Genomic DNA, 22,904 nt, shown 5'->3' with positions numbered 1-22,904 from the left:
GGCGCTCTCCTTAGATCATCGAGGGGTCGGGGGCCAGACCCATCAGCTCGCGCCCCAGAATCTGTGCGCAGACGTCGTAGTCGGTGTAGGCGTGGGCGGCGGTCATGTTGCTGTCGCGAAACAGGCGCTGCATCTCGTTGCCGTCGAACCAGGCGCCCGCCCCGGCGGCTTCGAACAGGCGGCGCACGGCCTCGACGCACATCTTCACGGCATAGGCCTGGTTCGTGCGCCAGTAGGTGAGCGTGCGGGGACTGGGGTAGCGTTTTTCCCGGCCGTGTACCCGGTGATCTTCCCAGGTCTTCTCCAGGAAGGCACGCGCTGCCGCCACTTGGTGGGTGGATTCGGCCAGCCGCATCAGGGCCGGTGTGGCCGTGCCCACACTGGCGCCGGTGTAGGCGCGCACGCGGTTCTTGGTTTTTTCCTGGAAGGCCGTCAGCATGCGCTCGGCCACGCCCAGGCTGATGGCGGAAAAGCCGCAGGCGAAATAGGGCCGGTAGGGGGTGTAGTAGATGTCGCTGTCGGGGTACAGGCCAAAGCCCGCCGACGTACCCTCCATCATGGGCTTGGCGGCCTGGATGCGGTGCTCGGGCACGAAGGCCTTGTCGATCACCAGGGTCTTGGAGCCGCTGCCGCGCATGCCCATGGCGTACCAGTCGTCGCGGATGGTGTAGTCGCTTTTGGGCAGTACGGCGAAGCTGTAGATCTTTTCGCCCGCTTCGTTGACACGGTTGAAGCCCAGGATGGCCCAGTCGGCGTGGTCGCAGCCGCTGCTCCAGCCCATTTCGCCGCTGAGCAGAATGCCGCCCTCGACCTCTTCCGTCCGGCCAAAGGGGGCGATGCTGCTGCTGGCGGTGGCGTCCGGGTCCGTGCCCCAGAGTTCGTCTTGCAGCTGCTTGGAGAACATCGACAGCTGGTGGCTGTGGGTGCACAGCAGGCTGAAGGCCCAGGCGGTGCCGCCGCAGGCGCCCGCCAGGGCGACGATGCATTCGGCGAAGTCCGGCAGCGACATCTCGAGGCCGCCGTAGGCCTTGGGCTGGAAGGCGCGGTGCAGGCCGGTATTTTTCAGCAGGGCGATGTTTTCCGCGGGCACCCGGCGTTCTTGTTCGGCCTGGTTGGCGCGCGCGGCAATGTCGGGCAGGATGGACTGAATGCGTTCCAGCATGGGGTTGGCGGTGGTCATGTCGATGTCTCCTGGGTCATGAATTTTGGTGTGACTGGAGAAATCATAAATATGTTAGTGATATAGAAAAATGCACTTTCCGTGCAAAAGACAGGACTTTTCTGACAGTACGGGTAAGTACCAGGTTTCGGGCGCTGGCCGCGCCGCACAGCCGTCTGCTGTCGCCGCGTGTCGCCGCTTGCCGCCGACACCCTCTTGCAAGTGCTGTCTATGGCGGTTTTGGCGCGCCTGGCGGATAAGATGTGAAGCGCCAGGCCGAGTGCGTGCCGTTTTCTTCAAGAGCCCTTGGTCACCATGTCCCACGATCATTCCAGCCCTCCCGAATCCACCCAGGATCTGCTCCTGAGACTGCCTTATTTTGGCGGCGTGCCGCTGCCCGTCCTGCAGCAGGTGGCGCAGCGCGCGCGCCGCCTGCGCGTCCGACGCGATGCCGTGATCGTGCGCCGCGGCGAGCCCTGCGAAGGCGTGCATCTGGTGATCGAAGGGCGCGTCAAGCTGTGCTGCGAGTCGGCCTCGGGGCTCGAACGCGTGATGCGCATCGTGGGCGCGGGCGACAGCTTCGGCGAGGCGCTGGCGGTGCTCGGGCGCCCCTATGTCGTCTCGGCGGAAGCCCTGAGCGACGCCGATCTGCTGTACGTTCCGGGCAGCGTGCTGCTCGACCAGATGGCCGCCAGCGCGGCGCTGGCCCGGCAGCTGGTGCACAGCCTGGCGCAGCATTACTACATGCTCATGGGCGACGTCAGCGCGTATACCGTGCACACAGGGCACCAGCGCCTGATCGGCTATTTGCTGCGCGAAGCGCAGGCGCAGCGGGGGACGGCGTTCCGGCTGGCAACCTCGAAGGGGGTCGTGGCCTCCCGGCTCAACCTCACCCCGCAGCATTTTTCGCGCATTTTGCACGATCTCGTGGAACGCGAACTCATTGCCGTGCAGGGGCGCGACATCACGATCCTCGATGAGCCGGGTCTGCGCGCTTATCAGAATCTGCAGTCTTCCTGAGCGGGCCGACCAGCAGCCGCAGTACGAGCAGCGCCAGCACCAGGCCGCCAGCCACGAGCAGCCCTGCGCCCGTGCTTTGCTGCGCGTCCAGCAGATAGCTGGTGCACAGCCGCACGGGCGAGGCCAGATACAGCCAGCCGCTGCGAAACAGGGTGGCGATCAGTTCCACCAGAAACACGCCTCGTGTGATGAAGCCCGCCAGCGGCCAGCTGAGCGCGCAAGGCAGGCCCAGCAGCAGGGGCAGGCTGAGAAACTTTGCCAGGGCGGTAGACGGCGCTTCGGTGGCGGCGTCGAGCGCGATGGGCAGCATCCAGAAGGCCATCACCAGGCTGGCCAGCAGCAGGCCGCTGATGCCCTGGAGGTTCCAGGGGGCCAACCGCCGGGCCAGGGGCGCGGGCAAGGCCCGGCCCAGCTGCCAGCCCGTCCAGGCCAGCAGGGGCAGCTGCACCAGCATGTGCAGGCTCATGTCGGCTTCGAGCCAGTGGCGGGTGGCGGGCAGGCCCAGGCTCAGCCAGACGGCGAGCCCCGCCAGCAGGCGGAGCGTACGTCGGTTGGCGGCCTGCGGCCGCGCGCCGTGTGCGGCAGCGGAGCGCATGGTGTGCGTGGCGGGGCGCACGGCGCCCTCAGCGCCGCGCGGCGGGCAGCTGCGCCAGGACATAGCGTGCCGCGGCCTGGGGGTCGTCCCAGTCGAGGATGGCAAGCAGCCGACCCTGCGGGTCGATGATGTTGAAGGCGGCATTGTGCTCGTAGCCCCCCAGGCCGTCGGGGATGGCCCGGACACCGAACGTCGTCAGCAGCGCGCGCAGATCGGCCTCGTTGCGGGGCCTGGCGGCAAGCCAGCCTGCGCCGGGGGCGTCGTAGCGTTGCCGGTAGCGCATCAGCGCGGCGGGCGCGTCGTGTCGCGGGTCGAAGCTGATGCTCAGCAAACGGACCTGGTGCGCACCGATGGCGTGCCGCAACGCGGCGTGCAGTTGGGCAAATCCGCTGCCCTGGATCGAGCAGACGGTCGTGCAGCGCGTGTACATGAAGCCGACCACCAGCCATGTGCCGTGGAAGTCCGCCAGCCTGAGCCGACGCCAGTCAGCCGCCTGCAGCGTGACGTCGGGCAGCGGGCGGGGGGCCTGCTGTACGCTCAGGCGCAGCGCCCCTTCACTGGTGTAGACGTGAAAGCCGTGCGTGGTTGCGGCAAACAGACCCGTGCCCGCGGCGAGGATCGCCAGGCTGGCTGCGCAGGTGCGTAGGGCGGGCATGGTGTCGGGCGTCAGGCCGCCGGTTTCCTGAGCAGGCCCAGCGTGATACGGCCCGCGAAGTAGATCACGGCCAGCACCACCAGGCTGGCGCCCAGGGCGCCCACGCCGTCGCTGGCCGTCCAGGCGGCCCAGTGTTCGGCCATGCGTCGGGCCACGCCTGATTGCCCGCCGTACAGGAAGGCCAGCACGAAGATCAGGGCGCCGATGAAAAAGAGCGGGAAGCCCACCTGGTCAGCGGCCGATTTCACCGGGGCTTGCCCCAGGCGGCCGATCTCGTGATACATCAGCGCGAGCACCATGGGCAGCATGCCGATCAGCATGTAGAAGTGGAAGTGGCCAGGCACCCAGAGCGTGTTGTGCATCACGGCGTTGACGCGGATGGTGCCGTCCATGATGGCGGGCACGACCCCCGCGGCCCAGCCGAACATGGCCAGAATGAGCAGCATCGAGGGCATCGTCCAGCGGATGTGCGAGCGGTACAGGTTGACCAGCGCGCCGTAGACGGTGATGACGAACACCGGAAACCCGCCCACCCACGAGGCCACCTGCCCCATGACGGCCACCCAGCGCGGCTGGGCGAAGTCCATGAACAGGTGGTGCGGGAAGACGACGATGACGTAGAGGGCCGTGGCCAGCCAGGCCCAGATGAAGGGACGCGAGACGACGTAGGGCTTGCCGGTGTAGCGCGGCAGCAGTTCGTAGACGGCGATGACGCCCATGTAGATGGTGGCGTTGGCGTACATATGGCCGAACCAATAGATCAGGTTCTTGGCCAGCAGGGCATTGAGCACGATGTCCGGGTAGAACAGGTTGACCAGCGTCATGAACAGCGCCACTTCACCGGCGATGATGCCCAGCGAGTTGGCGATGATGACCCCGGCGCTGGCGATGACGGCTTTGGGATGATCCGGATCGACGGTGCCGCCAAAGAGCCACTGCCAGCCCATGGCCTTGCCCAGGCCGCCATAGCGGCGCACGATGCCCGCTGTAGCGTCCAAGTAGAACAGCAGCGAGCCAAAACCGATGAGGATGTAGCCGAATACGTAGAGTTCGGAAGCCCCGCTGGACCACAGGCCCATGCCCTTGGCGGGCAGCGGGTACAGGAATGTCCAGAGCGCGCCGTAGCCGCCGACGAAGATGGCCAGCACGATGCAGACGGCACCCGCCAGAAACAGCACGTAGTTGGCGATGAAGACCCACAGGTGCAGGGTGACGTACTTGCGCAGGAAATACCACATGACGGCGGTGGTGGCGAGCGAGGTGATCCCCACCATGCCGGTGCCGTGCATGGAGAGCAGTTCGTAGAACAGGGTGGGCGGGATGCTGATCCACTGCGCTTCGTTCAGGCGCATGGTCAGCCCCAGCAGCATGAACAGCAAAATGGCGATGATCGAGGTGATCATGTACAGGTTGAAGCCCAGGCGCGCGCGCGGGGCGAGGGCTTCGTCTGCGGGATACATTGTGAGGGTGGCCATGGTGTCAGTCTCCTGCGGCGGCAACGGTGATCGTGGTTCTCATGACGCCATGCCCCACGCCGCAATATTCGAGGCACTGCACCGTGTAGACGCCCGCCTGCTGGAAGGTGTAGAGCAGCTTGTTGGTGAAGCCGGGCATGGCCTGCGTCTGCGCCACGACGTTGCCGTCCGGGCCGTAGATGGCGAAGTCGTGGTTGACGTCCTTGCTGGTGACGCGGAATTCGACCGTCTGGCCGGCCCGCACCGTGGTGGGCTGGATGTTCCATCCCCACATGAAGCCTTCGACATCGATGGCCTGGTCGGCGTGCAGGGGCTGGTGCTGCTGGGGGATGGGAAAGTGGCGCAGGGTGAGCCAGGTGCCGACGGCAAAGCCCACGACCAGGACGGCGAAAAAGCGGGCCTGGATGACGTGCGCCGTGTGCGCCGCTTGCCGGGTTTCTTCGACGCTGGCCGGTTTGCCGGCCTGGCTGATGACGAAGATGAAAATCAGCGCCACGGCGGCAATGCCCAGCAGCGCCAATGGCCAGACTACGTTTTGAACGGTCACGATGATCCTCTCGTTTCTACACAGGAAGCTTGGCCAAGCCGGACGGGCGACCGTGTGCGAGCCGAAGCATCGGGTGGATGACGGGGCGGCGATGGGGGGAGGAGGGGTGTCTCCGGCTATCGTCTGTTCGCGTGCGCCGCGCAAGAAAGGCGGCCCGGCAGACTTGGATTTGTTATCAATTGTATGGACGCCGTTCAGAAATTGATTGAACCCAGGTTCAGGCTGGCGGGGCCTGCGACAGGCCGTGGCGGGCATGGTCATGGCCCGGCGATCCGGGCAGAATAGGGGATGGGGGCATTGCGCCCCGTGTATCAATCAGCATCAATCAGCGGGAATCCAACGTGGACTTGAACAGCGATCTCGGGGAAAGCTTCGGCGCCTGGACGATGGGCGACGATGCCAGCATGCTGGCGGTTGTCACCAGCGCCAACGTGGCCTGCGGCTTTCATGCCGGAGACCCGGCGGGCATATTGCGTACGCTGCGGGCGGCGGCGGCCCGCGGGGTGGCGGTGGGCGCGCATGTCGGCTACCGCGACCTCGCCGGGTTTGGCCGCCGGGCCATGGCGCCCTCCAGCGCCGAGCTGGTGGCCGACGTCATCTACCAGATTGGTGCCTTGCAGGGCCTGGCTGCGGCGGCGGGCACCCAGGTGCGCTACGTCAAGCCGCATGGCGCGCTGTACAACACCATCGCGCGGGATGCGCGCCAGGCCGACGACGTCCTCACGGCCATCCTCAGCCTCGATCCCCGGCTGACGTTCGTGGGCTTGGCGGGGGCGCCAGTGCTCGATTGGGCGCGGCAGCGTGGCCTGCGGGCCGTGGCCGAGGCGTTTGCCGACCGGGCCTACCGGCCCGATGGCGGGCTGGTGCCCCGGCACGCGCCCGGCGCCGTGCTGCACGATCCCGACCACGTGGCGGCGCGCATGCTCGACTGGGTGCGCACCGGGACGCTGCCCGCCATCGACGGCACGCCGATCCGCGTGCAGGCGGATTCCATCTGCGTGCATGGCGACAGCCCCGGCGCCGTGGCGATGGCGCGCGCCGTGCGCGCCCGGCTGGATGCCGCCGGCGTCGCGCTGCGGCCCTTTGCCGCAGCCCTGGAGGCCTGATGGCCGCCCCCTCTGGCCCGTCCGGTTCCGGTGCTTCGTCGGCCTCGCCAAGTGCGACGGACGGTTCGTCCACGCTGTCGGCAGCGCCTGGCACTTCGCCAGACCCGGCTGGCGGCTCGTCGGCGTTGCTGGCCTCGCTGGGCTTGTCCTGTGGCTCGCCTGGGGACGCGGCGCCTCGTTTGCTGTCTTGTGGAGACGCCGCCGTGCTGCTCGAATGGCGGTCGCTCGATCAGATTCTGGCGCTGTTTCCGGTGGCCCGCGACAGTCGGCCTCCGGGGGTGACCGATCTCATTCCTGCGGCGCGCACCTTGCTGGTGCGCTTCCGCCCCGATCAAATCGCGCGGCCTGTCGTGTGCGCATGGCTGCACCGATGCCTGGCACAGGTGCCCGAGCCGACCTCTACGCCAGTACAACCACAACCACAGCCGACATCTGGCCGTCTGGTCGAAATCCCCGTCCATTACGTCGGCGAAGACCTCGATGCCGTTGCCGACTGGCTGGGGCTGACACGGCGCGAAGTCGTCGAACGGCACACCGGTAGCGTGTATCAGGCCGCCTTTGCCGGGTTTGCGCCGGGCTTTGTCTATCTGGCCGGGGGCGATCCATGCTTTGGGGGTGTGCCGCGCCGACCCAGTCCACGCACCCGGGTGCCCGCAGGGTCGGTGGCGCTTGCCGGCGGGTTCAGCGCCGTGTATCCCTCGGAAAGCCCTGGCGGCTGGCAGCTGCTGGGGGTGACGCCCGTGCGGATGTGGGACTTGCACCGCGCCGAGCCCGCCCTCATCCAGCCGGGCTTCCAGGTGCGGTTCATCGACCTGGACGATCCCGCTGTCCGCGTCAGCCTGCCCGCGTCCGGCGCTGTCGAGCGCCGCCTCGCGCAACCCGGCGCCCGCGGTACTTTGACCGCAGGGCGGGCGATGGCGGAGCAGGATGCGGCAGGACGGGATGCGGCAGGACGGGATGCGGTAGAGCAGAGTGCGGTAGAGCAGGGGGCTGCGGCGCCGAGCGCGGCAGCACGGAACACGGCGGGGCGGGGGGCTGCTTGCCTGGAGGTGTTGCGCGCGGGCGCTCAGACCTTGTTTCAGGATCTGGGGCGGCCCGGGCTGGCGGGGCTGGGGGTTTCTCGTTCCGGGGCGCTCGATCGCGCGGCGGCGCGGCAGGCCAACCAGCTGGTGGGCAATCCACCGGGGCTGGCGGTGCTGGAGAACGCCCTGGGCGGCTTGCGGCTGTCGTGCCATGGGCGGGCCGTGGTGGCCGTCACGGGGGCACAGGCACCGGTATTTCTCACCACCGCGTCGGGCGTGCGACTGCCCGCGGCCGCCGGACACGCCTTGCGCCTGGAAGACGGGCAAGTGCTGCGCATCGGTGCGCCCCGCGCCGGGGTGCGTTGCTACGTCGCGGTGCGCGGCGGCTGGGCCGTCCCGCCCGTGCTGGGCAGCTGCGCCACGGACGTGCTGGCGGGCATCGGGCCCGCCCCTGTGCGCCCCGGCGACCGGCTCGAAATCGGCGCACCCGATGCGTCGCCTGGCAGCGGCTCAAGCGGCGATGCCCGCAGCGATACACCAGCCGGTGTTGTCGTTGACAGCACTGCGGCCAGCGGTGCGCCGCTCTGTCCGCCCGCTGCGCCCGGCCTCACGGCGGATGGGCAGAGGGAAGGCCGGACGTCCGACAATCATTGTGTGCAGGCACAGACACAGTCCCTTGGATGGGCGCAGCGACAACCGCAGCGCACGGCGCCGCTGCCGCAGCCGGGTGACGTGGTGACCGTCGAGGTCATCCCCGGGCCACGGGACGACTGGTTTGCCCCGGAGGCCCTGGCGTTGCTGGCGGCCCAGGCGTGGCGGGTGACGCCACAATCCAACCGGGTGGGGATGCGCCTGGCGGGGGCGCGGCCGTTGCGGCGCTCGAACGATCAAGAGCTGCCCAGCGAGGGCGCGGTCGCCGGGGCGATTCAGGTGCCGACCGACGGCCAGCCCGTGCTGTTTCTGGCCGATCACCCCCTGACGGGCGGCTATCCCGTCATTGCCGTGGTGCGTAGCCGCGATATCGACCGCCTGGCCCAGGTGCCGGTCGGGGCCTTCCTGCGCTTTCACGTGTGTGCGTAGGTGTCGCGTCCGCGAAACGGCGCACCTGCGGGCGTCTTGCCTGCGGAAGGCGAAACCGCCGGGGCGTGGCGCGCCTCAGGGCGCCATGGCCACCTGGTTGCGCCCGGCCCGCTTGGCCTCGTAGAGCGCGGCGTCGGCCTGTTCGAGCATGGCCTTGCGGACTTTCGTGAAGCTGCTGCCCGCCGTGGCATGGTCGGCCACGAAAGTGCTCAGGCCGATGCTGATGGTGACCCGCTGGTCGTGCCGCGACAGCGGGTGCGGGATCTCCGCTTCGTGCACGGCCTGGCACAGCTGCCGCGCCAGCTGCCAGGCGCGCTCGGCGGTGGTGTCCGGCAGCAGGATGACGAACTCTTCGCCGCCGTAGCGGGCCGCCAGGTCGGTGGCGCGGCGCGTCGCCGCCGCCAGGATGTCGGCGATGCGCTTGAGACAGTGGTCGCCCGATACGTGGCCGAAGTGGTCGTTGTATTCCTTGAAGTGATCCACATCGATCATCAGTACCGACAGGGGCTGGCGCTTGCGCAGCGCCTGATGCCAGTTCAGCTCGAAGCGCTCGTTCAGCGCCACGCGGTTGGCCAGCTGCGTGAGCGGGTCGTGGCGCACCTGCCTTTCGAGCAGTTCTTTGAGCAGGCGTTCCTGGCGCCAGGCCAGGTGCTGGACGTAGGCTAGGGCCAGCCAGATGCAGAGCAGGCCGGCCAGTACCGGCAGCAGAATCATCCAGGCGTCGCGGGTGCGGCTGTGCAGCGCTTCGGCCTTGTCGATCTTCGAGACGAGATACCAGGGCGAGCCCGGCACCGGCGAGGCCACGGCGATCACCGCCTGGTCGCGGTAGTCCGTGCCCTCGAACAGGCCGCGCATGCCGCTGGCGGCCAGCACCATGGGGTCTTGCTGGTGGGCGCTTGAAATACGAAAGCGCAGGGCGGCCTCGGGCTGGTCGTGCAGCGGACTGAGCAGGCGCACCCCCGAGCCGTCACGCGTGACGATGGCGGATTCCGCCGTGCGGCTGGCCGACGGCCACTGATCAACCAGCGGGAACAGCGACTTGCGCACGTCCATCACCATCCAGACGGCGGCGATCGGTTCGTCGTTCAGGTAGATGGGCGCGACCAGGCTGAAATAGGGAAAGGCGAAGCTGGGGTCGCGGTGCGGCTCGACGGTGGCCGCGCGCGCCTGGCTCAGGGCCTGTTCGAGCGCCAGTTGCTCTTGCGGCGGCAGGGCCCGCTGCCGGGGGCTGCCGGGGCTCAGCAGCACGCGCCCCGACGTGTCCAGCAGGTAGACGGCGTCGTAGTTGGCTTGTTCAGTGAGCTGGCGCAGCTGGCTGAGAATGGGCGCGCGCCAGCTGTTGGCCTCGGTGTCCAGCGCCGCGCGCGCGTGCAGCCAGTTGGCGATGGCCTCGCCGAACAGGGGCGCGCCGGTGAGCAGGTCGGCCTCAGTGAGGCGGGCATGGCGCCAAGTGTAGACATTTTGCGACTGCAGCTTGTTGATCAGCTGCATTTCGCGTTCGATTTCCTGCACGTGGCGCTGCTGCATGATGCGGTAGGCCAGCATGCCGCCTAGAATCATCAGGATGCCGGACACGAGGGTCAGCACCAGGGCGGATTTGCGCCAGGGGCTCAGGTGTTCGAGGCTCATGTTGGATGTCGGCTTGAAGCATTCATGGCGTACTGCGCCGTGGTGTCATGCGTCGGTGATAATGTGAGCATCTTACTGTGTAAGTACTTGTCACGTTTGTTTTGCCAGGGGTTTTCCGGTGATTTCTCGTCGTGCGATGATTTCCTTTCCCTGGGTGTGGGCCGCCACCGCCAGCGTGCCCAGGTCGGCGCGGGCTCGCAGCCAGTATCAGGCCGTGACCATCGGCCTGTCCCTGCGGCCCGACAGCCTCGATCCGACGCGCGCGCCCGCGGCGGCCATCGGCGAAGTGGTGCATTGCAATATTTTCGAGGGGCTCACCAAAGTGCTGGAAGACAGCCAGGTCGTTCCCTGCCTGGCCAGCCACTGGGATATCTCCGACGACCGCCTGCGCTACCGCTTCAGCGTGCGCCCCGGGGTGCTGTTTCACGATGGTTCGCGGCTGGATGCCGCCGTGGTGGCGTCCAGCCTGTTGCGGGCCCAGGCGCTGGGCACCGCCAACAAGCTGGTGGAAACCTGGCAGAACATGGCGGCCGTCCGCGCGCTGGACGCGCAGACGGTCGAGATCACCTTGCGGCACGCCGACCCCTTCCTGACGTTTCGCCTGGGCGAACCCCCGGCGGCCATTTTGCACCCCGAAACCGCGGGCCAGGCGGTGCGCCATCCCATTGGCACCGGCCCCTACCGCTTCGTTCGCCGGGGGGCTGACGGCGAAATCGAACTCGTCCGCTGGAGCGAGTTTCGCGATGCCAACGCCGCTGCCATCCCGGCGGCCAGCTTTCACTTCATCTCCAACCCCGCCGAGCAGATCCGCGCCATCCACGCGGGCGAGCTCGACGCCCTGTTCGCGGCGGCCAGCGGCAGCCTGGACGGCGTGATGAACCTGAGCGACTACGAGGTGCTGCTGGGCAGCTCGTCGGGCAAGGGCCTGGTGGCCATCAACCACCGTCGGCCGCCCCTGAACGACGCCCGGGTGCGCCGCGCCCTGACGATGGCCATCGATCGCGAGGCCTTCATCCGCGAGGTGCAGCACCGCTACGGTGTTGCGATCGGCAGCCACTTTGCACCCAGCGAGTCCGATTTCATCAATCTCACCGCGGTGAACCCGTACGATCCGGCCCAGGCCCGCAGCCTGCTGCGCGAGGCCGGCGTGCGCGCTCCACTGACGCTGGATCTGGCCCTGCCGCCCACGCCTTACGCGCTCAGGGGCGGGCCAGTCGTGGTCCGCTACCTGCGGGCCGTGGGCGTGCAGGCGCGCCTGGTGCCCATGTCATGGGAAGCCTGGATGGCGCAGGTCTTTCGCGGCCACTTCGACTTGTCGCTCATCCTGCACGTCGAACCACTGGATTACGCCATCTACGCCCGCCCCGATTACTACTTCGGCTACGACAGCGCCGAGTTTCGGGCGCTGGTGGTCAACCATGCCATCAGCGGCAACCCGCGCGAGCAGCACCGCCTGTTCCGCCAGATTCAGCGCAAGCTGGCCGACGATGCCGCCAGCGCCTGGATTTTCACGCCCCAGATCGGTTCGGTGACGCGCAAGGGCCTCAAGGGGGTGCCCATGAACCTGCCCCTTTTCACCCACGATGTCGGGGCCATGTACTGGGTGTAGTCAGCGGCCGGGCACACTAGGCGGGTGGCTGGCTGCGCGCCTGTTCGATGCAGACGGCGGCGCAATCTTCGAAGGCTTGCGGTTTGCAGATGCGGATGCGTGCGTGCAGCACCGTGGGGAAATCGCGCAGGATGCGCGCCAGCGTGCGATCGACCAGGGTTTCCAGCAGGTCGGTATGTGCCTGGGTGGCTTCTTCAATCAGGGCGGCGCGCAGCAGGCGGTAATCGAGCACCGTCCCGATGTCGTGGTCGTCCACGCGGCGCGAGGCGTCGGTGTCGAATTCGGCGTGGATGCGCAGGGCCTGGCGCGCCTGGCGTTCGTGGTCGAGCATGCCGATCGAGGCCGAGACCCGCAGGTCGTCCAGGATGATGCGGCGAGTGGCTGGCAGGCCCGGGAGGCTGGCGGACGTGGGCTGAACGTGGGCTGGGTGCATGTTGTGTGGGTTGGTGATGGGTCAGGGGGTGACGGGCTGCGCGTCGTGCCCGCCAGGCAGGCGCGCGAGCGTGTGCTTGATCGGCCTCGCAGGCCCCAGCGCGGCGCTGTACTGGCGCAGTTCGTCGCGCCGGAAGGCGTGCAGCACGACCGTGTCGCCCGCCTGGTGGGCGTCGAGCAGCTGGTCGAGGCTGGCGGCGTCGGTGACGCGCAGGCCGTCGAGCGCGATCAGCAGATCGCCCGCCGACAGCCCCGCCAGGTGCGCGGGGCCGTGTTCGTAGACGGTGGCGATGCGCAGCCCCCCGGCGTCGGCCCGGGTGCGGATGTCGAGGCTGGGGCGCGGGTGTTCGGGGGCGCCTGCCAGCGTGATGCCCGTGCGCGCCAGCAGCGCCTGCAGGGGGACGTCTTCTCGGCCCAGCGCGTAGCGGCGGATGAAGTCTTCGGTGTCCACCCCCGTGGCTTCGTGGATGAGCGCGGGCAGCGCGTCTTCGGCCAGCCCCACGGGTTTGCCCTGGAAGAAATCACGCCCGAAGCGCGCCCAGAGCAGCCGCATGACGTCGTCCAGGCTGCGGGTCTGGCCACTGTGGTGGCGGATTTCGAGGTCGAGCCCCAGCGCCACCAGCGCGCCCTTGGTGTAGTAGCTCACCAGCGCGTTGGGCGAATTTTCGTCCTGTTTGTAGTAGCGAGTCCAGGCGTCGAACGAGCTTTCGGCCACCGACTGCTTGCCGCGCCCCGGGCCGCGCATGACCTGATCGAGCGTGCGTGCCAGCAGCTTGAAGTAGGCGGCCTCGTCGATGACGCCCGCGCGCACGAGCATGAGATCGTCGTAGTACGAGGTGAAGCCCTCGAAGACCCAGAGCAGTCCGGTGTGATTGGGCTGGCTGAGGTCGTACGGCGCAAAGGCTGCGGGTTTGATGCGCTTGACGTTCCAGGTGTGGAAGTATTCGTGGCTGACGAGCCCGAGAAACGTGTCGTATTCTTTGGGGGCCGCGCAGCCGCGCATGGGCAGCACCGCGCGGCTGGCCATCAGGGCCGTCGAGGCGCGGTGTTCGAGTCCGCCGTAGCCGTCGCCCGTGATCGTGACGAGAAACACGTAGCGCGAGGCGCTGTCCAGAAAGGGCGCGCGGCAGGTGTCGGGCTCGAAGAGCGCGATTTGCGCGGCGCAGATTTTCTGCGCGTCCGCCGCCAGCCGTTCGAGGTCGAGCTGCGGCGCCACCCCGGTGAAGACCAGGTCGTGCACCGCCCCGTGCGCCACGAAGCTGATGTGCTGCGGTGTGCCGATTTCGACCGGGTGGTCGATGAGCGCGTCGTAGTCGGGTGCCAGATAGCAGCCAAAGCCGCGCAGCGGCGCGCAGCCGACGTGGCCGGTGGCGGGCGGCAGGCTGGTGTAGACGTGCCAGTGGCGCGTGTGTGCGGGGGCGCACAGTTCGAGCAGGCAGGCCCGGTCTTCTTGCCCCAGAACCGCCAGAAACAGGCTGCAGCCATTGAAGAAGGCATGGCTGTCGTCGAAGTGCGCGCCACGCACGGAAAGATCCCAAGCGTAGACGGTGTAGTCGAGGGTGAGCGGCCCATGGGCGGGCGCGCATTGCCAGGTATGGCTGTCGGTCTTGTGGCAGGCCAGCGGCCCTTGTGCGTCGCTGGCCTGCAGAGTTTCGATCTGTCGGGCAAAATCACGGATCAGATAGCTGCCGGGTATCCAGGCCGGCAAGCGCAGCGCCTGCCCTTCGGGGGCGGGGTGCGGAATCGTCAGCCGGACGCGATAGCGGTGGCCCGCCGGGTCGGCCAGCTGCACCCGGTAGCGGATCAGTTCAGTTTTCATCCTGGCATTTTACTTTGGAGACACTATGAGCGAAGCACTGGTAAAAGTCGAAGTTCGTGGACGCGTGGGCCTGCTGACCCTCAATCGGCCCCAGGTTCTCAATGCACTCAGCAATGCCGTCATCGACGAACTCTCGGCGGCCATCCGCGCCTTCGAGGCCGACGACAACATCGGCGCCCTGGTGCTCACGGGCAGCGAGAAGGCCTTTGCCGCCGGGGCCGACATCGGTGCCATGGCCGACTGGTCGTACATGGACGTCTACAAGGCGGATTACCTGGGCGGCAACTGGGATGCGCTGCGCCGCGCGCGCAAGCCCATCATCGCCGCCGTCTCGGGCTATGCCCTGGGGGGCGGCTGCGAACTCGCCATGCTGTGCGACTTCATCATCGCCGCCGAAAACGCCAAGTTCGGCCAGCCGGAAATCAAGCTCGGGGTCATCCCCGGCTACGGCGGCACGCAGCGCCTGCCGCGCGCCGTCGGCAAGGCCAAGGCCATGGACCTCGTCCTGACGGGCCGCATGATGGACGTGCATGAAGCCGAGCGCGCTGGGCTGGTGGCCCGCATCGTGCCGGTCGAAAAACTGCTGGACGAAGCCATCGAGGCCGCCACGGTCATCGCCGCCATGTCGCTGCCTGCCGTGATGATGGCCAAAGAGTGCGTCAACCGCGCTTTCGAGGCCACACTGGACGAATCGCTGCTCTTCGAGCGGCGCAATTTCCACGCGCTGTTTGCCACCGAAGACCAGAAAGAAGGCATGAAGGCCTTCGTGGAAAAGCGCAAGCCCGATTTCAAGCACCGCTGAGCACCCAAGCCGGGGCGGCCCACTTGCGGGCCGTCTCGCGGCCGCCCCGGATGCCGCCATCGCGCCGTGCCTGGCCCCTCTGGCGGCTATCCTGGCACGCCCGCCGCGCCTCGCGGCGGCGGGGTTCATCCCGACAGCTGATCTTAGGCCAAACGGCTGGTCAGCCATCTATCCCTCACCGATTTTTACAGAAACCCTTATCGTTTCCAGACACAGAATGTTGTGAAAACTCTGGCGCTGTTACGGGGATGGTGAGATGTTCGATCAGCAAGAGTCATGGGGCCTGGGCGCATGGCCGTTGCCTGCGTGCCAAGTGGGGGCTCCGGCGACAGCCAGGCGCCGTCTCAGGCCACCAAGGAGCCCATTCATGGCACACCCGACGGTTTCCCAGCCTCCGGGTGACGACCCGCAGGACGACCAGAATCAATCCGGACGTGTCACGTCGCTGCCCGTCCCGCCGGGGGCGTCGGCGGCGGGTGGCCTGGATGCCGCCGCCCGCCAGGCGCTGCAGGATGCGCTGGATCGCTGGCCGCTGTTGGCGGAGATGGATCGGGTACTGCAGGAGCGGCAGCGGGCGCAAGCGGCGGTCGAAGCCGCCAGCCGGGCCTTGCCATGAATCTGGTGACCTTGACTGGCGTGCGGGGTGGGGGCGGCACCACGACCGTGGCGGGCATGCTGGGGGATGCCCTGCATGCCCGGGGCCAACGGGTGCTGTTGGTGGATCTCAATGCCGCCGACCTGCTGCGGCTGCACTTCGACATTCCCCACCGCGATGGCCGTGGCTGGGTGTCTTCCGCCTTTGCCGCCGAGTGGCGCCAGCAGGCTTGCGAGATTCGCCCGGGCCTCACGCTGGCGCCCTTCGGGCGCAAGGCCATCGAAGATTCCGGCGTGTCCCACTTGCTGCGGGGAGATGATTTCTGGTTGCAGGTGGCGCCCGACCTGGGGGCGGATTACGACTGGGTGCTGTTCGACTGTCCGCCATATCCCAATCGCCTGGCGCCTGCCCTGCGCTTTCGCAGCACGCTGGACGTACTGGTCGTCCACCCCGACATTGCCGCGCATGTCTTGCTCGCCCAGATCGGCCTGGAGCAGACCACGCACGTGCTCGTCAACGGCCTGGACAGCGCCCGGCAGCTGGCGTGCGACGTCGTGCTCGACTGGCGGTTTCGCTATGGGGCGCAGGTGGTGCCACAGGCGGTGGCACTGGACGAAAGCGTGCACGAGGCCTTGGCTCACAAGATGCCGGTGACGCAGTATCGGCCCGCCGCGGTGGCCAGCCAGGCCGCCGCCGCGATTGCCCAGTGGTGCCTGGCCACGTTTCCCGAGCCCGTGTGAGCCGAACAGCACACTAGGCACTGATGTGCGGCGAACCGGCGGCCTCGACGGCGGACCCGGCCCAACCCAGGGTGGCCCCGCGTGAGATGGCGGCATAGACCGCGGCGTTGCGGTTGTTGACCGACAGCCGCTGGTAGAGCGCCTCGGTGTGGGTCTTGGCGGTGGCCACCGAAATATTGAGTTCGCGGCTGATTTTTTTCAGCGGGTAGCCCTTGGCCATCAGGGCCAGCACTTCGTATTGCCGGGGCGTCAAGCCCAGCAGCTCGGCTTCCAGGGCCGTGGCCCTGGGGCTCAGGGGAGAGGCTTCGGGTGCCGCGCCCTTGGCCTGTGCCAGCGGGGGGCGCGGCGCGTGGGCCGGGGTGGGCGCCTGTGCGTGCCCCGTGGGGCGCAGCTGCAGCAGGTTGTCGGGCTGCTGTAGCGCATCGCGCGTGTCCGGCAAGGTAGTGTCTTTCTCGTACCAGCGCCGCTTGAGCGCGCGGCCGTCGCCCGCGATCCCGGGTTCCGTCTCTTTCAGTTGCAGGGTTTCCGGGGCGGGAAAGCACTTGCCGCCCGCCAGCACCAGCATGACCGAGGTCTTGAGCACGTCTTGCGAGGCGTGTTTGCAGACGTATCCCGCCAGGGTAGCGGGCAGCTTGAGCAGCGAGTAGGGCAGGACGTGCGTGTCCGAGAGGAACAGGATGCGCCGCGGTTCGTAGTGCTGCTGGGCGGCGGCAAGCAGTTCGATCATGCGTTCGTAGGCGTCCGGCACGGACAGCAGCAGGAGATCGGTGCCCGCCAGATGCCGCTGCGCGCCCTGAAAGAGCTGTACGTAGTCCACGCCGACTGTGATCGTCTCACAGTCGAGCGTCTCCAGAAGATTCAGGATACCCAAGCGAAGCAGCGCATTGGGCTCTACCACGGTGACTGTCACCATTGATGGAACCTCCTTAAAGCCTGTATGAAACAGAACTTGTATGAAACAGAATTGTTCACTATGTCATCAGTTTATGGAAATAATCATTGTGAAAAATGACTTATATGATTTCCATGTGTATCGTAAACGCCGCATCGGGACGGCGAAAGCCTGTTGTGGTCTGCTGTGTTTGAATTTTCGTCATTTGCCCGCAGTTGCAGGATATTTCCTGTCTCGTCATGAAGAATGTGCACGATCTGGCTGTCGCGCAAGGCGTCCAGCTGGCCCGCATCGATGCCGAAGCGCTGCGCCAGCGCCTGCCGCGTAAGGGTTGATGCCGATTTGCGGCGATCCAGCCCGCCATAGCGCAACGCGTTGTAGCTCGCCCAGGAAAACAGCAGGACGCCGACGCCCAGAGCCACCAGGGCGTAGAGCAGCAATGTGTGCAGGCCCGGCGGCAGGCGCGCGGCCAGGGGGCCTGCCAGGCCGCGTAGCGTGCCTGGTGCGATCGAGCGGATGCCGACGCTGAACAGGGACAGGCAGGCGCCCCAGACCAGGGCTGTCAGCAAGCCTTCGAGCGCCATCCGCAGACGCGAGCGCGCGGTCTTGATGATGATCATGACGTGGGTGCCTTGATGCCGCGATCCGGGCTTTCCCGGCGCGCCCTCGGGCGGCATCGTTTGAGCAGGACGGCGGGAAAACTGCACAGGGTGGTCAGCAAGTGCACGACCCAATAGGCCAGGGGATACCAGACGGCCCAGTAGAGCGAACGCGCCAGGCCGTGCTCGTAGCGCTGGTCGATGAAGATGCTCAGGGCGAATTGCAGCAGGCAGGCCATGACCAGCACCATGCCGGTGAATGCCGGGGGCAGCGGCGTGTCGATGTGGAGGCGGCTGGGCAGCGCCGTGAACAGCCCGATCGTCCAAAGGACGACGGCCAGCAGCAGCGCGAAGGCCCAGACCGAGGACACGCCGTATTCCAGCACCATGGGCCACAGGCGCCGGTAGCGCCACGACCAGATGGCGGGTACGTTGCTCAGAAAGACTTCGGCCCCGCCCTGGGCTCGGCGCAAACGTTGCCGCCACAGGCCGCGGATCGTCTCGGGCATCGGAATCCAGCACAGGGCGCGGGGTTCGTAAAAGATCGACCAGTGGTCGCGCTGCAGTTTCCAGCTGATGTCGATGTCCTCGGCCACCGTGTCCAGGCTCCAGTAGCCGACCCGGTCGAGTGCGCTGCGGCGAAAGGCGGACACCACGCCCGAGACGGTGAACACCTGGCCGTATACCCGCTGCGTACGCTTGATGAGGCCGGCGATGGACGCGCATTCGCCCACCTGGATGCGTCCGATCAGGGTCGAGCGCGTGCGGATGCGTGGATTGCCCGTCACGGCCCCGACCCGCGGGCACGCCAGCAGCGGCGCCACCAGAAACGAGGCCGCGTTGCGATCCAGCAGCGCATCGCCGTCGATGCACACCAGATAGTCGCTGCGCGCTGCCAGTGCGCCCATGCGCAGGGCCATGGCCTTGCCCTGATGCCTGTCCAGGTGAACCACGCGCAGCCGTTCGTGCACGGCCGCCAGCGCATCGAGTCGGCGTCCGGTGCCGTCGGTCGAACCGTCGTCGATGGCGATGACCTCGATGTTCAGGTAGTGCTGGTCAAGGGCCGACAGCACCGTGTCCGGCCCCTGTTCGGCCTGGTTGTGGCAGGGGATCAGGATCGTGATCAATGGGTTGCCCTTGAGTTCGGGCGGCTGCACGTCCAGCCCCCAGGCCCAGTGCCGCTCCCAGTGAAACCAGTAATACAGGCCGCCCAGTATCGATACGACCGCAATCAGCAAGGGGTAGAAAAACGCGAAGCCCAGGAGAGCGTCCGCCGACCAGACGGCAGCGATGCCGAGAGGGGCGCCGATGCTCAGGCAGAGACAGGCCCCGGCGAGTGGGCGGCTGGTCATCGTGCGTTCTCCCTTTGCGAAATGGATGCATGATTTTGCGGGCGGTTCACCGGCGTCGGCCGGGCAAATATTGCACCGGGCTGCTCGAAATATGCCAAGGTTGCGCAAAACGTAACGTCGGCTGTGTATAAAAATGAGGCATGCAGTGCCTCTTTTGCAGATGCCTGCCCCTGCGCTACCGGGGTCTGGGGCAGTCGAATTGGTATGTGCCTGTCTCGTGGCCGTTGGCAAACAAGGTCAGCTCGATCTTGCATTGATCCTGCGCGCCCAGCGACATGGAAAAGCGTGTCAAAGCGGTCGGGTGGTCGGCCTGCACCCTGACGCCGCCGCTCTGGCTGATGCTGGACGTACCACTGAGTCCTTTCTTCGTGGCGTTTAGCTGATACTGCACGATGCCTGATGTGGGGCTTTTGACGTACGGAACCACCACGCTGGGCTGGGTGCCGGGGATGATGTCTAGCCAGACTTGTAGGTTGATGTCGGCTGTCATCATTGCGATCTCCGGTTGATACTGTCGGAAACTGCCCGGGGGCGACCACGTCGCTCCCGGGGGGCTTTAGGGGGCCGCAGCCACTTACCAGCCGGTCTGGGTGATGTTGCTGGTGTTCATGAAGCCCTTCTGGCTGGCCGAGGCGTTCAGGTACGAGCCCGTCTGCATGATCGTCGCACTGTTGGCGATACCGCCTTGGTATACCTCGGCGTCTTGGTGGCGGCCCGACGTCTGGGTAACGCTGGCCGTATTGAACCAGCCGTGCTGCACGATATCGGAATCGGCATTGCTGTTCCAGCTCTGGCTCACGTCCACCGAGTTGCCGACTCCTTTCTGGTAGACCTTCGAGTACTGGTCGTAGCCGTTGCTTTGTGCGACGTCAGCCTGGTTGAAACCGCCATGCTGCACGATTTCCGAGTATGCACTCACCGTGTATCGCTGCGTGGTGTCGGCGTTGTTGTTAAAGCCACGTTGATACGTCTTGGCCTTTGAGCCCAGGTTGGCATTCTGCGACGTCGTCGCTTGGTTGATTGCACCCAGTTGGTCGATGAGTGCGCTTGTGTTCGCGTTGTAAGCTTGCGTGATGGTTGCGTCGTTGCCGAAGCCTTCCTGGACGGTTGTCCCGTCGGTTGCCGCGAAGCTGGCAGTACCTGCAAACGCCAGGGCAAGACCAGACGCGAGTGCGCAAAGTTGAATCTTCATGGTGTGACTCCTCTAAGGGCATCAAGACCTGTACAAAAAATACGCCACCCAGCGGCCTTGTTACCGGGCTTTGTATGGGAAAGAGTGGACGGCTGGTGGATGTCGTGCCACCTCAGCGATAGACAGTGATCTTCAGGTGGTCGCCAATCTGGATGACCGGGAAGGCGAATCCTGGTCGTGTCTGCTTGACGGTGGCCTGGTTGAAGTTGCCTGCCTGGTTCACGCTGGCGTAGGCGTTGCTGGTGTATTGGTCGATGGTGGCCTGGTTGCCCGTGCCAAACTGGTTGGCCTCGGCGTAATTGCCACTGCCATATTGGGCGATGTCCGCCTGGTTGCCGAGGCCCAGTTGAACGACGCTGGCTTGATTGGCCACGCCGCCTTGAGAGATGCTGGCGCTGTTCCCTATGCCTGCCTGATGCACCGAACCCTGGCTGCGCGAGCCGGTCTGCTGGATATCGCTGGTGTTCAGTGCCCCGGTTTGTGTGCTGCGGGCTTGCAGGGACGAGCTCAGCTCGGCGGGCGGCAGTTCGGAAAACGAGGCCAGATCGGGGGTGGCGCAGTAGCCAACCAAGGGGGTCAGCAAGAGCGCGGCCAGCAGGCTGCCGACCCGCCTGGAGCGGCCGCCCAGGCGGGTCGCTGAAAATGTGTGATGGATCATGATGAGTCCTCCTGTATCTCCCGTACGTTGCCCTGGTTTGCCCTAGGGCGTGGCACTTGATGTGCCTTGTGGGCTGGCCGCAGGGGGGTGTTCTGGCGCGGCGGGCTGACGCGGGGTGACGGTGACGGTGTATTCCTTCTCAGCATCCAGATAACGCTGTATCAGCGGGCTGTTCCAGTCTGATGGGTTGCGCAAGCGCCATTGGTTGTCCTTGATGCCTTGCACGGTCAGGTGCATGACAGCGGCATCGATGGCTTCTTTCACGGCCAGCTGGGCCGGTTCGTTGTGCGTGTAGCCCCCCTCGATCTCCAGCAGGTCGTAGTAATTGACGAAGCGGAAATAGCTGGGATGGATTTCGTGCGAAAAAATGGTCTTGGTGGTCGAGACGCTGTTCAGGATGGCTCCGGTGTTCACGTCCACGGCGCGCAGGTTCACGGTCACCTGATCCACGCTGTACTGGGTTGAGAGTCCGATGCCCAGAAACTGCGCGCCCAGGCCGCCAGTGCGCACGTTGCTGTCGTAGGCCACGATGCCGCCTTCCAGGATGATGCTGGCGGGCAGCAGGTTGGGCACCGTGGTGTTTTGCGGGGTGCCGTTTTTGAGGTGTTCATCCACGGCGCGCAGCACGCGTCGCTCAGTCAGCAACGATTGCAGCCCCTCGCGTTCCACCGGGATGTACCAGCCGGAGTCCTTCAGGGCCTTCATCAGCATCGAGGCGGCGCCTTGTGTGACCGCAGTTGAAAATGAACTGTCAGGCGAAGGTTTGTATTGGCCCGTTTCGTCGCGAAAACCGTAGACGGCGGCCACGATCTTCTTTTGCGGTGGAGGCAGTTGCAGCAGATCGACCGTCGATGGTGTGGGTGGCGTCAGCTTTGCCTCGTTGGAGACATTGGCGGGGCGTTGCAGGGCGCAAGCCGATAGTGTCAGCGAAGCCGCCATCGCCAGGCAAAGCCGCGACCATTGCCTCGTCGGTGCCGAATCGGGGATGCTGGGCGCGCTCATTGCACCACCCCGCTGTCGAGCTTGCCATCGGTCTGGGCAGGTGCGCCTCCCAGAAGGGATCTGGATTCAGTCGCCAGCGCGCTGCTCTTCAAACCGGTGGTGCCTGCGCCTCCGACTGTGTTGGGATCGAACAGAACCCAGCCGCCATTTGCCGCATCATAGATGTAGACTTGGCTGCCCACCTGAATGACCGGGTAGTTCCCGGCATTAAGAACCTTGACGTTGCCGTTGCCGAGGTCATAATCGTCCATTGGCATCGGATAGCGCTTCTGCGCCTGGGCGCTTTGCAGCATGTACGAGCCATTGAGCGGGCTGCCGCCAAACGACGGGTTCACCGGCGTGTAGGTCAGTTGCCCGGCCGAGGCGCCGCCCAGCATCAGCGGCCCGGTGGCCACGGCGGCCAGCAATGCCCTGAGCGGCGCATTGCCTGAATGAAATCTGGCGATATGTAAGCGCATTTACATCTCCTCGGGCCCCAGGTCGGCATCCTGTGCATACCGGCGCTGGATATTGATGGCTTCGATGTTGTTGTGGACGGCCTCGACGGCGTTCTTGCTTTCTTCCCGCGCCCGCGAACGGGCGGGCGACAGAAATGTGTGAAACACGGCCTGGTTCAGGTAGTTGATCCAGATTTCGCTGCCGAACTGCGCCGTGGGGCGCTCGATCACCGTTATCGTGTCGCGCGAGTCGGGGTAGAGCGCTTGCCAGACTTCGGCGAAGTTCTTGTAGAAATCCCAGCCCAGGACGGTCATCGTCCGGCTGAGGATCAGCCCCTGCAGCGGGTCACTGTCGATCTGGCCCTGATCCAGGGGCGGGGGTGCCTTGGGGGCCTCGGGCTCTTGCGCAGCCGCCATCCCGCCTGACAGGACGAGTGCAATGATGCTGACGCTGAACCTTGAATGCCGCACGGCATGCTCCCTTGAA

At 66.3% G+C, this 22,904-nt stretch carries 24 protein-coding genes; 7 read left to right on the top strand and 17 right to left on the bottom strand.

Annotated elements, in window-relative coordinates:
- Nucleotides 1-10 precede the first annotated feature (10 nt).
- Nucleotides 11-1,180 carry a p-hydroxyphenylacetate 3-hydroxylase oxygenase component gene (locus CCA01S_RS11175; protein ID WP_066458402.1) on the bottom strand — a complete coding sequence of 390 codons (1,170 nt, stop codon included), beginning with the start codon at nt 1,178-1,180 and terminating at the stop codon, nt 11-13.
- Between the two features lie 294 nt (nt 1,181-1,474).
- Between CCA01S_RS11175 and CCA01S_RS11170 the strand changes: the two genes are divergently transcribed.
- Nucleotides 1,475-2,179, top strand: coding sequence for a Crp/Fnr family transcriptional regulator (locus CCA01S_RS11170; RefSeq protein WP_146030635.1), 705 nt, complete (start codon nt 1,475-1,477; stop codon nt 2,177-2,179).
- Here CCA01S_RS11170 and CCA01S_RS11165 read toward each other — a convergent pair.
- Genes CCA01S_RS11165 through CCA01S_RS11150 form a run of 4 tightly spaced genes read right to left on the bottom strand, consistent with a single transcriptional unit; the run spans nt 2,124 to nt 5,451 of the window.
- On the bottom strand, nt 2,124-2,837 hold the full coding sequence (locus tag CCA01S_RS11165; RefSeq protein ID WP_198149991.1) for a hypothetical protein: 714 nt from the start codon (nt 2,835-2,837) through the stop codon (nt 2,124-2,126). The genes CCA01S_RS11170 and CCA01S_RS11165 overlap by 56 nt on opposite strands.
- Nucleotides 2,803-3,429 carry an SCO family protein gene (locus CCA01S_RS11160; RefSeq protein ID WP_066458393.1) on the bottom strand — a complete coding sequence of 209 codons (627 nt, stop codon included), beginning with the start codon at nt 3,427-3,429 and terminating at the stop codon, nt 2,803-2,805. Before CCA01S_RS11160 ends, CCA01S_RS11165 begins: the two co-directional genes overlap by 35 nt.
- Nucleotides 3,430-3,440: 11 nt before the next feature.
- Nucleotides 3,441-4,904 (bottom strand): cbb3-type cytochrome c oxidase subunit I, encoded by a 1,464-nt coding sequence (locus CCA01S_RS11155; RefSeq protein WP_066458391.1) that lies wholly within the window; start codon nt 4,902-4,904, stop codon nt 3,441-3,443.
- A gap of 4 nt (nt 4,905-4,908) precedes the next feature.
- Complete coding sequence (locus tag CCA01S_RS11150) at nt 4,909-5,451, bottom strand: cupredoxin domain-containing protein (RefSeq protein WP_066458387.1); 543 nt, start codon at nt 5,449-5,451, stop codon at nt 4,909-4,911.
- Between the two features lie 341 nt (nt 5,452-5,792).
- Between CCA01S_RS11150 and CCA01S_RS11145 the strand changes: the two genes are divergently transcribed.
- On the top strand, nt 5,793-6,557 hold the full coding sequence (locus CCA01S_RS11145) for a LamB/YcsF family protein (protein WP_084386701.1): 765 nt from the start codon (nt 5,793-5,795) through the stop codon (nt 6,555-6,557).
- Nucleotides 6,557-8,659, top strand: a complete 2,103-nt coding sequence (locus CCA01S_RS15855) for a 5-oxoprolinase subunit B/C family protein (RefSeq protein ID WP_198149989.1) — start codon at nt 6,557-6,559, stop codon at nt 8,657-8,659. Before CCA01S_RS11145 ends, CCA01S_RS15855 begins: the two co-directional genes overlap by 1 nt.
- 75 nt (nt 8,660-8,734) lie before the next feature.
- Here the strand turns inward: CCA01S_RS15855 and CCA01S_RS11135 are convergent, their stop codons facing one another.
- Nucleotides 8,735-10,288, bottom strand: coding sequence for a GGDEF domain-containing protein (locus CCA01S_RS11135; RefSeq protein ID WP_066458384.1), 1,554 nt, complete (start codon nt 10,286-10,288; stop codon nt 8,735-8,737).
- 118 nt (nt 10,289-10,406) lie between these two features.
- Between CCA01S_RS11135 and CCA01S_RS11130 the strand changes: the two genes are divergently transcribed.
- Nucleotides 10,407-11,897 carry an ABC transporter substrate-binding protein gene (locus tag CCA01S_RS11130; RefSeq protein ID WP_232305080.1) on the top strand — a complete coding sequence of 497 codons (1,491 nt, stop codon included), beginning with the start codon at nt 10,407-10,409 and terminating at the stop codon, nt 11,895-11,897.
- A gap of 16 nt (nt 11,898-11,913) precedes the next feature.
- Here the strand turns inward: CCA01S_RS11130 and CCA01S_RS11125 are convergent, their stop codons facing one another.
- Entirely contained in the window at nt 11,914-12,330 is a 417-nt protein-coding gene (locus CCA01S_RS11125) for a dihydroneopterin aldolase (RefSeq protein WP_373278668.1), read from the bottom strand.
- Nucleotides 12,331-12,351: 21 nt separating this feature from the next.
- Nucleotides 12,352-14,148 (bottom strand): M61 family metallopeptidase, encoded by a 1,797-nt coding sequence (locus CCA01S_RS11120; RefSeq protein ID WP_084386700.1) that lies wholly within the window; start codon nt 14,146-14,148, stop codon nt 12,352-12,354.
- Between the two features lie 25 nt (nt 14,149-14,173).
- On the opposite strand from CCA01S_RS11120, the gene CCA01S_RS11115 reads away from it, so the two are divergent.
- The 3 genes from CCA01S_RS11115 (at nt 14,174) to CCA01S_RS11105 (ending at nt 16,285) form a co-directional block, all read left to right on the top strand.
- A complete protein-coding gene (locus tag CCA01S_RS11115) occupies nt 14,174-14,950 on the top strand; it encodes an enoyl-CoA hydratase (protein WP_066458381.1) in 777 nt (258 codons plus the stop codon).
- Nucleotides 14,951-15,317: 367 nt separating this feature from the next.
- Nucleotides 15,318-15,566 carry a BcsR/BcsP family cellulose biosynthesis protein gene (locus CCA01S_RS11110; RefSeq protein ID WP_066458379.1) on the top strand — a complete coding sequence of 83 codons (249 nt, stop codon included), beginning with the start codon at nt 15,318-15,320 and terminating at the stop codon, nt 15,564-15,566.
- Entirely contained in the window at nt 15,563-16,285 is a 723-nt protein-coding gene (locus CCA01S_RS11105; RefSeq protein WP_066458377.1) for a cellulose synthase operon protein YhjQ/BcsQ, read from the top strand. The genes CCA01S_RS11110 and CCA01S_RS11105 overlap by 4 nt, the downstream gene beginning before the upstream one ends.
- A 13-nt stretch (nt 16,286-16,298) precedes the next feature.
- Here the strand turns inward: CCA01S_RS11105 and CCA01S_RS15850 are convergent, their stop codons facing one another.
- From CCA01S_RS15850 to CCA01S_RS11060, 9 genes are all read right to left on the bottom strand, one after another.
- Nucleotides 16,299-17,198: a response regulator transcription factor gene (locus CCA01S_RS15850; RefSeq protein ID WP_066458374.1), complete on the bottom strand. Its 900-nt coding sequence runs from the start codon at nt 17,196-17,198 to the stop codon at nt 16,299-16,301.
- Between the two features lie 83 nt (nt 17,199-17,281).
- The gene (gene pgaD, locus CCA01S_RS11095; protein ID WP_066458369.1) at nt 17,282-17,797 is read right to left on the bottom strand and encodes a poly-beta-1,6-N-acetyl-D-glucosamine biosynthesis protein PgaD; all 516 of its coding nucleotides are present in this window, start codon (nt 17,795-17,797) and stop codon (nt 17,282-17,284) included.
- Nucleotides 17,794-19,128 (bottom strand): poly-beta-1,6-N-acetyl-D-glucosamine synthase, encoded by a 1,335-nt coding sequence (gene pgaC, locus CCA01S_RS11090; RefSeq protein WP_066458367.1) that lies wholly within the window; start codon nt 19,126-19,128, stop codon nt 17,794-17,796. The genes pgaD and pgaC overlap by 4 nt, the downstream gene beginning before the upstream one ends.
- 175 nt (nt 19,129-19,303) lie before the next feature.
- Nucleotides 19,304-19,621, bottom strand: a complete 318-nt coding sequence (gene csgH, locus CCA01S_RS11085) for a curli-like amyloid fiber formation chaperone CsgH (RefSeq protein WP_066458366.1) — start codon at nt 19,619-19,621, stop codon at nt 19,304-19,306.
- An 81-nt stretch (nt 19,622-19,702) separates the two neighbouring features.
- A complete protein-coding gene (locus CCA01S_RS11080) occupies nt 19,703-20,320 on the bottom strand; it encodes a hypothetical protein (RefSeq protein WP_066458364.1) in 618 nt (205 codons plus the stop codon).
- A 112-nt stretch (nt 20,321-20,432) separates the two neighbouring features.
- Nucleotides 20,433-20,978, bottom strand: a complete 546-nt coding sequence (locus CCA01S_RS11075; RefSeq protein WP_066458362.1) for a hypothetical protein — start codon at nt 20,976-20,978, stop codon at nt 20,433-20,435.
- A gap of 42 nt (nt 20,979-21,020) precedes the next feature.
- Nucleotides 21,021-21,980: a CsgG/HfaB family protein gene (locus CCA01S_RS11070; RefSeq protein ID WP_084386698.1), complete on the bottom strand. Its 960-nt coding sequence runs from the start codon at nt 21,978-21,980 to the stop codon at nt 21,021-21,023.
- Nucleotides 21,977-22,438, bottom strand: coding sequence for a curli assembly protein CsgF (locus tag CCA01S_RS11065; protein ID WP_157076532.1), 462 nt, complete (start codon nt 22,436-22,438; stop codon nt 21,977-21,979). The genes CCA01S_RS11070 and CCA01S_RS11065 overlap by 4 nt, the downstream gene beginning before the upstream one ends.
- A complete protein-coding gene (locus CCA01S_RS11060; RefSeq protein ID WP_157076531.1) occupies nt 22,439-22,888 on the bottom strand; it encodes a curli production assembly/transport protein CsgE in 450 nt (149 codons plus the stop codon).
- Between the last annotated feature and the right edge of the window lie 16 nt (nt 22,889-22,904).

This window comes from Castellaniella caeni NBRC 101664, assembly GCF_001592225.1.
GTDB lineage: Bacteria > Pseudomonadota > Gammaproteobacteria > Burkholderiales > Burkholderiaceae_B > Castellaniella > Castellaniella caeni.
The sequence above is the reverse complement of the archived record's forward strand: the minus strand, read 5'-3'. Positions and strand labels throughout refer to the sequence as shown.